Raw genomic sequence first — 10,967 nt, 5'->3', positions numbered from 1 at the left:
CACCGGCGGCAGCGGTCAGGCCCCCGATGAGGGTCCTGCCGTCGGCGCGGGCGGCGCACCCGGCGCCGGAACAGCCGCGGGAGCCACGGGAGCCGACGCCTCCGGCGCGAAGGCGAAGAAGCGCGGCAAGCTGCGCACGGCGCTCGGCGGTCTCACCACCCGCGGCCGCTCCTTCCTCGCGGCGGGCATGGCCGCGGGCGTCTGCGCGTACGTCCTGGGGCAGACCGATCTGCTGCGCGTGGGGATGCTGCTGGCGGCGCTGCCGCTGGTCTGCGTCCTCGTGCTGTACCGCACGCGCTACCGGGTCGCGGGCTCACGCAGGCTCACTCCGGCCCGGGTGACGGTCCGTTCGGAGGCGCGGGTGCATCTGCGGGTCGACAACGTCTCGCGGCTGCCGACGGGTCTGCTGATGCTGGAGGACCGGGTGCCGTACGTACTCGGCCCGCGTCCCCGCTTCGTCCTGGACCGGGTCGAGCCGGGCGGACAGCGCGAGGTGTCCTACCGGGTGCGCTCCGACATGCGCGGCAGCTATCCGATGGGCCCGTTGCAGCTCCGGCTGAGCGACCCGTTCGGCATGTGCGAACTGACGCGCTCCTTCAGCACGTTCGACACCCTCATGGTGGTTCCGCGCACCGTGCCGCTGCCGCCCGTACGGCTCACCGGCGACGCCACCGGCTACGGCGACGGGCGGCACCGCTCGCTCGCGCTCGCCGGCGAGGACGACGTGATTCCGCGCGGCTACCGGCACGGCGACGATCTGCGCCGCGTGCACTGGCGCTCCACCGCCCGGTACGGCGAGCTGATGGTGCGCCGCGAGGAGCAGCCGCAGAAGGCGCGCGGCACGGTGCTGCTGGACACCCGCCGCCGTGCGTACGGCGGTTCGGGACCGGACTCCGCCTTCGAGTGGGCCGTCTCGGCCGCCGCCTCCGTCTGCATCCATCTGCTGGAGCGCGGTTACGGCGTACGGCTGCTGACGGACACCGGCACGATGGTGCCGGGCCCCGAGGGCGTCGGCTTCGCCGGGGACTCCTCGGACACCGCCGGTCTGCTGCTGGACACCCTCGCCCTGCTCGGGCACTCCGAACAGCAGGACATGGCGTACGCCTACGACATGCTGCGCGGTGCGGCCGCCGGTCAGGAGGGGCTGCTCGTCGCCTTCCTCGGCGACCTCGACGAGGCGCAGGCGGTCACCGTGAGCCGGATGCGGCAGCGTACGAACCGGGCGGTGGCCTTCTGCTGCACGGACGGCACCGCGGGCGCGGCGGCGGCCGGTACCACGGGCGCAGCGACGGCCGGATCGACGGCCGGAGGGGCGGCCGGAGCGGCGGACCCGTCGGCCAACTGGCAGCAGGCTTGGGCCTCTTCGGCCGCCACGGCCGGCGACGGCGCCGGGACCGACGAGTCGCTCCGCGTCCTGCGTGAAGCGGGCTGGACGGCGTTGCGCGGCGGCCCCGGCCTGTCCCTGGAGACGCTGTGGCAGGAGGCGGACGAGCTGGTCGTGAGGGGGACGGATCCATGAGCGGACGCGGACGGCTCGCCGTGTGCGGCGCGGTGGCCACACTGGCCTCGGCGCTCGCGCTGCTGCCCCTGGTGGAACCGGCCACCTGGCTTCTGCAGGCCGCGCTGCTGCTCGCGGTGCAGACGACGGTGGGCGCGCTGGCGCGCCGGGTGCCGCTGCCACGGCCGGTGACCCCCGCCCTCCAGGCTCTGGTGTCGCTGCTGCTGCTGACGTTCTTCTTCGTACGGGACGAGGCGGTCGCCGGACTGCTTCCGGGGCCTTCCGCCTTCGCGGAGTTCGGCCGGCTGCTCGCCCAGGGCGGACACGACGTGGGGCGGTACGCCATACCGGCTCCGGTGACCGACGGCATAGGGCTGATGCTGATCGGCGGCGTCCTCGTGATCGGCCTGCTGGTCGACGCGCTGGCGGTCACCTTCCGCAGCGCGGCGCCCGCCGGACTGCCGCTGCTGGCGCTGTACTCGGTGGCGGCGGGCCTCGCGCGGGACGGCGCGGGCTGGCCGTGGTTCCTGTGCGCCGCCGGGGGCTATCTGCTCCTGCTGCTCGCCGAAGGACGCGAGCGGCTCTCGCAGTGGGGCCGTGTCTTCACCGACCGCGGACGGCCGGGCTCCGCCGCGTACGAACCGGGCAGCGTGGAGGGTCCCGCGACGGCACCCGTACGGACGGGGCGGCGCATCGGTGCGTTGACGCTGGGGCTCGCGCTGATCGTGCCCGCGCTGATGCCGTCGCTGGGCAGCGGGCTGCTGGACGCGGCACGCGGCGGACGCGGCGGAGTCGGCCAGAACGGCGGCACGGTCTCCGCGGTGAACCCGCTGGTGGCGCTGCAGGACAGCCTCAACCAGTCCGAGGACCGCACCGCGCTGACCTACAGCACCAACACCCGCAGCACGCAAGAGATGTATCTGCGGATCGTCGCGCTCGACAAGTTCGACGGCGCCTCCTGGAAGCCCTCCGAGCGCCGGATAGACGCCGTCCCCGATCCGCTGCCCGCACCGCCGGGGCTCGCGCCGGGCGTGCGTACGGAGAAGATCCGCAGCAACGTCGTCGCCGCGAGCTGGTACGCACAGAACTGGCTGCCGATGCCGTATCCGGCCAACCGCGTGCGCCTGGAGGGACGTTGGCGGTTCGAGCCCGAGGGGCGCACGCTCGTGGGCGACCGGGGCCAGACCACGCGGGGCGCGCGCTACCAGGTGGAGAGCCTGCTCGTGCAGCCGACGGCACGTCAGCTCCGCGAGTCGCCCAAGCCGGCGGACGCGATCGCCGAGGAGTACACGAAGGTGCCCGAGTCGCTGCCGTCGGTGGTGGAGCGCAGGGCACGTTCGGTGACGCGGGGCGCCTCCAACGACTATGAGCGCGCGGTGCGCCTGCAGAACTGGTTCGCCTCCGACGGCGGCTTCACCTACGACACCCGCGTACGTGCCGGGAGTGGCTCCGCCGCCATCGTCAACTTCCTTGAGCAGAAGGAGGGTTTCTGCGTCCACTTCGCCTTCTCGATGGCGGCCATGGCACGCACCCTCGGCATCCCGGCCCGGGTCGCGGTCGGCTTCACCCCCGGCACGGCCGCGGCGAACGGCCGGATGAACGTGGGTCTCAAGGACGCGCACGCCTGGCCCGAGCTGTACTTCGAGGGCGTCGGCTGGACGCGGTTCGAGCCGACGCCTACGCGGGGCACCCCGCCCCCGTACACACAGCCGGACACCCCCGACCCGAACGAGGACAGCCCGGCGGAGCAGCTTCCCGACCGGGGACAGAGCGCCGAGCCGACGCCCGAGCCGTCCACGTCCGACGGCTGCGACGCGGAGGCGAAGCGTCTCGACCCGGAGTGCGGCCAGGCGGCACCGCCGTCGGACGGCGGCAACGGCGACGGCGGCTCGACGGCCGGCGCGTTCGCGGCGACTGTGGCCGCGGCGCTGCTGGCGCTGGGCCTGCTGGCGCTGCCGATGCTGTGGCGCCTGCGGGTACGGGCCGCACGCCTGGGCATGGGCGGCCGGCGCTCCGCGTCCGGGACGGTCTCCGAGGAGGCGGTGCTGGACGCCTGGCGTGAGCTGGTCGACACGGGCTGGGACTACGGCGTGGTGCCCGACGAGTCAGCTACGCCGCGCAAGGCCGTGGAACGCATCGTGCGGATCGGCGACCTGGACCCGGAGGGCGCGGAGGCTGCGTTCCGGGTGGCCCTGGAGGTGGAGCAGGCGCTGTACGCGCCGCGGCCCCAGCCCGGCACGGGTACGGGCGCGGACGTACGGACCGTACGCGAGGCCCTGCGCAGGGCGGCGCCCCGCGGTCTGCGGCTACGCGCACTGCTGCTGCCGCCCTCATCCGTCCGGGTGGTGTGGACGGTGCTGGGGCGGGCGACGGCGCTCCGCGACCGGTGGCTGGGAGCCCTGCGGGTCCGCTTCGCCGCGAAGTAGCGGGGAGGCGGCCCGAGCCACCGGTCCGCTTCCCGGCCACGGCCACGGTCACGGCCGGGGACGGGTCGGACACGACGGCCGCGGACACGGCTGTGGGGCTGCCCCTCCCCGTTCCGTACGGGAGGACAGCCCCACAGCCGTCGGTAGGAGGACGCCGCCAAGCGCTCGTGCCGGTTGCTCTCCGTGCCCTGAGAACCACTGCCGCTACGGGCAGTTGACGCTCGCGGTCAGCGGCCCTCGTCGCGGCGGCGCTGCCACCGCTCCTCGATGCGGTTCATCATCGACCGGCGCGAGCGTGGCTGGCGGCGCGTGGGCGCCGAGCCGCTTCCGCTTCCGCTCTGGCGGGCGCCTTGCTGGCCCTGCTGCTGCTCGCCGTTCTTGGGGGCCTTGCGCCAGCCGGTGACCGCGAGGACGGCGCACCCCAGCATGACGAGGAACCCCACGACGCTGACCCAGATCTGCTGCGCGACCATTCCGGCCATGAGCAGGGCGATGCCCACCAGAAAGCCTGCGACGGATTGGTAGACCCGCTTGCGGGTGTACCTGCGCAGCTCACTTCCCTCGAGCGCTGTCGCGAACTTTGGATCTTCGGCGTACAGCGCTCGCTCCATCTGCTCGAGCATGCGCTGCTCGTGCTCAGAGAGCGGCACGGAGTCCTCCTACTCGTCGGTCGCGGGGGCGACCGGGTGCGACCATCCAAGAATAGGCAGGGAATCGCCCCCGTGAAACCCGCCCCTCTGCGCCAATACCTCCCACCAAGGCCGAGACGACGGGTATCGGCGCGGGACCGTTCACTCCGTGCATTCCCGCACCGCCTTTCCGCCATGCCGAACGGTGTGCCTCGATGATACGGCGGTCAACAGCCGATCGGGTGAGGTACGGACCACTGTTGTACTCACGGGTCACCGCCTCCGAAGCCGCCCCGGGCGCACCGTCCGGGGCCTGCCCGGCGGCCCGTTCACCCGCCGTGGTACCGCGCCTCGGCCAGGACATGCAGCTGACTCGCGACCGCCTGGAACGCGGGCAGTTCGGAAGCGGCGCTCTCCAGCTCCACCAGGGCCCGCTCGGCGTCCGGTTCCGTTTCGACGAGGGCGCCGGGGATCAGGTCCGCGAAGACGCGGACGCCGTGCACGGCCGTGACGTTCAGACCCGTGGCGTCGACCAGCTCCGTCAACCGCTCGGGAGTGAAGCGGCGAGGCATCGGATCGCTCCCGCCCCAGCGGCCGTCCGGGCCGGTGAGCGCACGCCGGGCCTCCGTGAAGTGCCCGGCGAGTGCCCGTCCGAACACGGCGCCGCCCAGCCCGGCGGCGAGGAGGCTCAGCGTGCCGGTGCCGGGACGCAGCGCGGCGACGACGTTGCCGAGCGCGGCGGCCGGATCGTCCACGTACTCCAGGACGCCGTGGCAGAGGACCACGTCGTAGCCGCCGCGCTCCACCACGTCGAAGAGGCCGTGCGCATCGCCCTGTACTCCGCGGACCCTGTCCTCCACCCCGGCCTCGGCGGCGCGGCGTTCGAGCCCGAAGAGGGCGTTGGGGCTCGGGTCGACGACGGTGACGCGGTGGCCCAGTTCGGCGACGGGCACGGCGAAGTTGCCGGTGCCGCCGCCGGTGTCGAGGACGTCGAGCACGTCCGTGCCGCCGGACTTGACCCGCTGGTCGAGCGCGCCCCGCAGGACCTCCCAGACCACGGCTGTACGACGGGATGCGCTGGGGCGGGACATGAGGTGCTCCTCGGCGGCTCAGGGGCGTGCAGGCAACCACCCTATTGCCTTCGCTCCCGCGGTGTTTCCCCCGGTGAGGGCGGCACTTGCTGGCGGCGGCCCGCGCCGCGTCACCGGTGTCATCCCGCGCGGGGGCGCCGCCGGTCCTGGCGTGCTGCCGGCGGGCGGAGGCGGGGCGTGGACGGCGCGGAGCGCACAGCGGCCGAACGGGCGGGCGCGGAACCGTCGTCGACGGGGGCGACGCGGGGCTGCGGCAGCGCGGGCTGGGAGACCAGCATCCGTTCGACGAGCCGCAGGAAGACCTCCGTGTCGCGTACGAGGTCGTCCGCCTCCCGCCATGTCGCCGCACCTTGTATGCCCGCCTCGGCGCGGGCACGCTTCCGTGCGCCCGCCGCGAACAGGACGCTCCACTCGGCCAGTTCGGGTGCGGCCTCGGGCAGCACCTCCCAGGCGCTGCGTATGGCACGCCTGCGGCGCTCGCTGGTCTCGGGGCGGCCGCGCACCGCGAGGACGGCGGCGGCCGTGCGCAGCGCCGCCAAGTGGGCCGCCGCATAACGGTCGTTGGCCGTCTCCATGGCCACGGCCTCGTCCAGACCGTGCTGTGCCTGTGCGAGCAGGTCGAGCGCGGCGGGCGGGGCGGCGGCACGGCGCAGCACGGGATGGACATCGCTCGCCGGCGGGGAGTGCGGGGGCGTTCCCCGAGAGGGTCGCTGCACGGGAACCAACCTCCTGTCGTCGTCCGACTTCCGAAAGAACCGGCCTGTGCACCCATCGTGGGGCACACCACTGACAATCCGTTCCGACCTGCGCAAACACCCCGCGGCGGTGGTGATGGTCCGTCACCGCAGGCGGTTCGGCGACGGGAGAGGGGGGCCGCCGTCCGCGGTCCGGGAACCGTGCGGCATCATTTGAACTGACCAGTCAGTTCAAATGTGGAAGGGAGGCCCCGTGGACGACGCGTCCCACGGCTCCCACGACGGCACGGCCCCCGCGGAGGTCCCCGCCGAGGCCCAGGCCCAGGCCGAGGCCCCTGCCGAAAGCCAGGCCGAAGCCGAGGCCCAGACCCGTACCGAGGCCGCGACCAAAGTCCCCACCGACCTCGCCGACGCCGAGCGCACCGCCGGAGTCCGCGTCCACGCCGAGGAGTTGGGCCTCGACGGCCCGCACGGCAAGGTCTTCTCCGGCATCGGCTTCGACGCGCCGCCCGGCTCGCTCGTCGCGCTGGAGGGCCCGTCCGGCTCCGGCCGTACCTGTCTGCTGCTCGCCCTCACGGGGCGGATGAAGGCGACCGCGGGCCGGGCCACCGTGGACGGGCTGCGGCTGCCCAAGCAGCTCGCTGCCGTGCGGCGCCTCAGCGCCCTGGCCGCCGTACCGGGCGTCACCGACCTCGAACCGGCGCTGTCCGTCGCCGAGCACATACGCGAACGGGCGCTGCTCCAGCGGCGGTTCGACGCCTCCCTGCGCTCGCTGCTGCGTCCGCGGGCGGAGCGGGCCGCCGCCTCGCGCGCCCGTACCTCGGCCGCGCTGGAGGCCGCCGGGCTCGACGTGGAGGCGCTGCCGAAGGGCCCCCGTACGCGCGTACGGGACCTGGAGCGGCTGGAGGCGCTGCGGCTGTCCGTCGCGCTCGCGCTCATCGGCGCACCGCGTCTGCTCGCCGTCGACGACGTGGACTTCAAGCTCTCGGAGGCCGAACGCGACCAGGTCTGGTCGCTGTTGCGCTCCCTCGCCTCCTCGGGCGTCACGGTGCTGGCTGTGTGCAGCGAGGCGCCGGGGGACGCGGTGCGCGTACGGACGGGGGCCTCGCCACGGCCCGTACGGCAGCAGACGGCGAAGGCAACGACCGGGAAGGAGACGGCGGATGCGCTCGCCGAAGCTGGCCGCGCTTGAGCTCAGGCGGTTCGGGAGGGGACGGCTGCCGCGCGCGGCGATGGCGGCGATGCTGCTGCTGCCGCTGCTGTACGGCGCCCTGTACCTGTGGTCGTTCTGGGACCCGTACGAGCGGCTGGACAAGGTGCCCGTCGCCCTCGTCAACGAGGACCAGGGGGCGCACGCGGACGGGAAGCGGATCGACGCCGGGGACTCCGTCGTCGAGGGGCTGCGCGGCAGCGACACCTTCGACTGGCACGAGACCGACGCCGCCGACGCCCGCAAGGGCGTGGAGGACGGCCGCTATTACCTGTCGCTGACCGTGCCCTCCGACTTCAGCGGGAGCATCGCCTCCAGTTCGGGCGACGATCCGCGGGCGGGCGCGCTGAAGGTGCGCACGAACGACGCCAACAACTACATCGTCGGGCAGATCTCCCGCACGGTCTTCTCCGAGGTACGGGCCGCCGCCTCCCGCAAGGCGTCACGCGGCTTCTACGACCGGATCTTCGTCTCCTTCTCCACCCTCCACGACCGCACCGCCGACGCCGCGCACGGCGCGGACCGCCTCGGCGACGGCATCGGCCGCGCCAAGAAGGGCACCGGCGAGCTGAAGGACGGCGTGGACGAGGCCGGGGACGGCAGCGGCCGGCTCAAGAGCGGAACCTCCCGACTGCACGCCGGCGCGGGCAAGTTGACGAAGGGCTCGAAGCAGGTCGCGGACGGTACGCAGAAGCTGACCGACAAGGTGGACAAGGTCGCCGGCAAGCTGGGCCCGTTCCTCGACGAGCACCAGGACGAGATCGGCACCGCCGCCCGCGACGTCGCCCGTACGAGCAAGACGCTCAAGGAGAACCTCGGCGAACTGCCGGCGGCGGCGCGCAAGGCCGAGGCCGACTCCCGCAAGGCCGCCGACGCGCTCCGTGCCGTCTACGAGGCGCGCTGCGAGGGACCGATCGAACTGGACACCTCCTGCCCGCAGTTGAAGAAGGCCGTGAACGCCGCGGAGACCGCCGCCGACGTCGCCGCAGACGTCAACGACGTCATCAAGCAGCAGGGCGGCCTCCACCGGCTCGGCAAGAGCCTCGACGAACTGCGCCGCCACGCCGACGCGCTCGCCGACCGTGCCCCGCATCTGGGCTCCGACCTCGACACGGCCGTCGCCCGGATCCACGCGCTCAACGCGGGCGCGCACAAGGTCCACGACGGTGCGGGACGTCTCAACTCCGGCCTGGCGAGCGCCGAGAGCGGCGCGGCGACGCTCGACGCGGGCATGGACAAGCTCGGCAAGGGCGCCGGGGCCCTCGACGGCGGCATGTACAAGCTCGCCGACGGATCCTCGAAGCTCTCCGGCGGACTGCACGACGGAGTGAAGAAGATCCCCGACTACGGCAAGCAGGAGCGCGAGGACCGTACGGCCGTGATGGCCGACCCCGTGGGCCTGGACTCCGGCAGCGCGCACTCCGCGTCCAACTACGGCACCGGGTTCGCCCCGTACTTCATCCCGCTCGCGCTCTGGGTCGGTGCGATGATCGCGTACATGCTGCTCCAGCCGCTCAACAGACGCGCACTGGCCGCGGGTGCGCCCGCCGCACGCATCACCTTCGCGGGATGGCTGCCGGTCGCGGCGATAGGGGCGCTGCAGACGGGCGCGCTGCTGAGCGTCCTGCACTGGGGGCTGGGGCTGGAGTTCGCCAGGGGCGCGGGCGCGGTCGGCTTCCTGCTGCTGACGACGCTGTGCTTTACGTCGATCGTGCAGTTCCTCGGTGCGCGGTTCGGGCCGGCGGGACGCGTCCTGGTGCTGGCGATGCTGATGCTGCAGCTCACCTCGGCGGGCGGTACGTATCCGATCCAGACCTCGCCCGGGTTCTTCAACGCCATCCACCCGTTCCTGCCCATGAGTTACGTCGTGGAGGGGCTGCGGCACCTCATCACCGGCGGGGAGCTGTGGCCGGTGTGGCGGGCGTGCCTGGTGCTGCTCGCGTTCACCGCGGGGGCGCTCGCGCTGACGGCGGTCACCGCGCGCCGCAGACAGGTGTGGACGGTGGACCGGCTGCACCCGGAGATCGCGCTGTGAGCCGCGTCCCCACCCGCGAGAAGCTGTTCCAGGCGGCGGTGACCCTCATCGCCGACCAGGGCTTCTCCGCGACGACGGTGGACGAGATCGCCGAGCAGGCCGGGGTCGCCAAGGGCACCGTCTACTACAACTTCGCCAGCAAGAGCGAGCTGTTCGAGGAACTGCTGCGCCACGGCGTGGAGTTGCTGACGGCGGATCTGCGCGCGGCCGCGGACGCCACGGCCGAGGCGGGCGGCGGGCACGTCGACGCCCTGGACGCCATGGTCCGCGCCGGGCTCGTCTTCATCGACCGCTATCCGGCCTTCACACGGCTGTACGTCGCGGAGCTGTGGCGTACCAACAGGGCCTGGAACTCGACCCTGTTGGTGGTCCGCAAGGAGGCGGTCGCCGTGGTCGAGCAGGAGCTGCGTGCGGGTATGGACGAGGGCGAACTCAGCGGCGACATCGATGTGTCGCTGACCGCCGCCGCCCTCGTCGGCATGGTGCTGGTGGCGGCGCTGGACTGGAAGGCGTTCCAGCCGGAGCGCTCCCTGGACGATGTGCACGGCGCGCTGTCGCTGCTGCTCCAGGGACGCGTCGGGGGGTGTGCGCAGCCCCGGTAGCCGATGACCACCGGTCGCGGGGCTGCGCACGCCTTCCCCCGTATCCCCCGTCCCCCGTACGGACGCGGGGCCCCGTGCCCCCGCGTCCCCCTTGCAAGGGAGCCGCTCCGTTCCGCCGCCCCGTGTCGGCGGTGCCGGAGCGGTGCTCCCTTGCCACGCGGATCACTCTGCCGTGACCGGGGGTCCTCGCCCATCCGCTGTGCTACTCAACCCGCGGGCTAGGTAGCCCTACTCAGCACTGCGCGCTCGCGCCCGGGCGGGATCGCTCAGGGCGCGGAGTCCGGGTCCGTGAACCGCCGCCGGGCCGGCGCCCGGTCCGTATCCCGGTCCGTATCCCGGCGCACATCCCGGCGCACAGCGCCGTACGGGCTGCGGCTAAAGTCCCTCGTCATGGCACGTATTGCGGTGATCGGCGCCGGGCTGGGCGCGATGGCGGCGGCCGCGCGGCTCGCCGTCGCGGGCCACCGGGTGACGGTGTACGAGCGCACCGGGACCTACGGCGGCGGGGTACGGGCGTACGAGCGCGACGGCTTCCGCTTCGACACCGGCCCGGGTCTGCTCCATCTGCCCGCCGTCTACCGGGACTTGTTCGTCAAGACCGGCAGGCGGCCGCTGGAGGAGTGCGTGGAGCTGGTACGGCTCGATCCCGCGGTCCGGCACGTCTTCGCCGACGGCACGGCCGTCTCGCTGCCCTCCGGGTCCCGCGCCGGGACGCTCGCGGCGCTCGACGCCGCGCTCGGTGCGGGCGCGGGCGAGCGCTGGACGGACATGCTCGCCCGCG

9 protein-coding genes are annotated in these 10,967 nt (G+C 73.4%); 6 read left to right on the top strand and 3 right to left on the bottom strand.

Translation table 11 applies throughout. The features are described from left to right. Together AN218_RS25110 and AN218_RS25105 are read left to right on the top strand one after the other, a co-directional pair. Window positions 1-1,519, top strand: a 1,519-nt coding sequence (locus AN218_RS25110) for a DUF58 domain-containing protein (protein WP_420856012.1), incomplete at its 5' end; no start/stop codon positions are given. Next, window positions 1,516-3,924, top strand: coding sequence for a transglutaminase TgpA family protein (locus AN218_RS25105; protein ID WP_070019202.1), 2,409 nt, complete (start codon window positions 1,516-1,518; stop codon window positions 3,922-3,924). The genes AN218_RS25110 and AN218_RS25105, both read left to right, overlap by 4 nt. 227 nt (window positions 3,925-4,151) lie before the next feature. Here AN218_RS25105 and AN218_RS25100 read toward each other — a convergent pair whose 3' ends face one another. From AN218_RS25100 to AN218_RS25090, 3 genes are all read right to left on the bottom strand, one after another. Then, window positions 4,152-4,574 (bottom strand): DUF3040 domain-containing protein, encoded by a 423-nt coding sequence (locus tag AN218_RS25100; RefSeq protein WP_070019201.1) that lies wholly within the window; start codon window positions 4,572-4,574, stop codon window positions 4,152-4,154. 308 nt (window positions 4,575-4,882) lie between these two features. Continuing rightward, window positions 4,883-5,644, bottom strand: a complete 762-nt coding sequence (locus AN218_RS25095) for a methyltransferase (RefSeq protein WP_070019200.1) — start codon at window positions 5,642-5,644, stop codon at window positions 4,883-4,885. A gap of 119 nt (window positions 5,645-5,763) precedes the next feature. Then, window positions 5,764-6,360, bottom strand: coding sequence for an SAV_6107 family HEPN domain-containing protein (locus AN218_RS25090; protein ID WP_244900686.1), 597 nt, complete (start codon window positions 6,358-6,360; stop codon window positions 5,764-5,766). 232 nt (window positions 6,361-6,592) lie between these two features. On the opposite strand from AN218_RS25090, the gene AN218_RS25085 reads away from it, so the two are divergent. The 4 genes from AN218_RS25085 to AN218_RS25070 form a co-directional block, all read left to right on the top strand. Beyond that, window positions 6,593-7,531 (top strand): ATP-binding cassette domain-containing protein, encoded by a 939-nt coding sequence (locus AN218_RS25085; protein WP_420856011.1) that lies wholly within the window; start codon window positions 6,593-6,595, stop codon window positions 7,529-7,531. Next, window positions 7,503-9,584 carry a YhgE/Pip family protein gene (locus AN218_RS25080; protein WP_070019199.1) on the top strand — a complete coding sequence of 694 codons (2,082 nt, stop codon included), beginning with the start codon at window positions 7,503-7,505 and terminating at the stop codon, window positions 9,582-9,584. The genes AN218_RS25085 and AN218_RS25080 overlap by 29 nt, the downstream gene beginning before the upstream one ends. Beyond that, entirely contained in the window at window positions 9,581-10,186 is a 606-nt protein-coding gene (locus AN218_RS25075) for a TetR/AcrR family transcriptional regulator (protein ID WP_107421567.1), read from the top strand. Before AN218_RS25080 ends, AN218_RS25075 begins: the two co-directional genes overlap by 4 nt. 390 nt (window positions 10,187-10,576) lie before the next feature. Beyond that, window positions 10,577-10,967 (top strand): NAD(P)-binding protein (locus AN218_RS25070; RefSeq protein ID WP_171908786.1); only part of this gene is annotated, 391 nt, incomplete at its 3' end.

Source organism: Streptomyces nanshensis, assembly GCF_001751255.1.
Taxonomy (GTDB): domain Bacteria; phylum Actinomycetota; class Actinomycetes; order Streptomycetales; family Streptomycetaceae; genus Streptomyces; species Streptomyces nanshensis_A.
The sequence above is the reverse complement of the archived record's forward strand: the minus strand, read 5'-3'. Positions and strand labels throughout refer to the sequence as shown.

Coding starts and splice junctions, on each gene's coding strand:
- AN218_RS25105 (WP_070019202.1), top strand. CDS start 1,516: ATGAGCGGACGCGGACGGCTCGCCGTGTGCGGCGCGGTGGCCACACTG.
- AN218_RS25095 (WP_070019200.1), bottom strand. CDS start 5,644: ATGTCCCGCCCCAGCGCATCCCGTCGTACAGCCGTGGTCTGGGAGGTC.
- AN218_RS25080 (WP_070019199.1), top strand. CDS start 7,503: ATGCGCTCGCCGAAGCTGGCCGCGCTTGAGCTCAGGCGGTTCGGGAGG.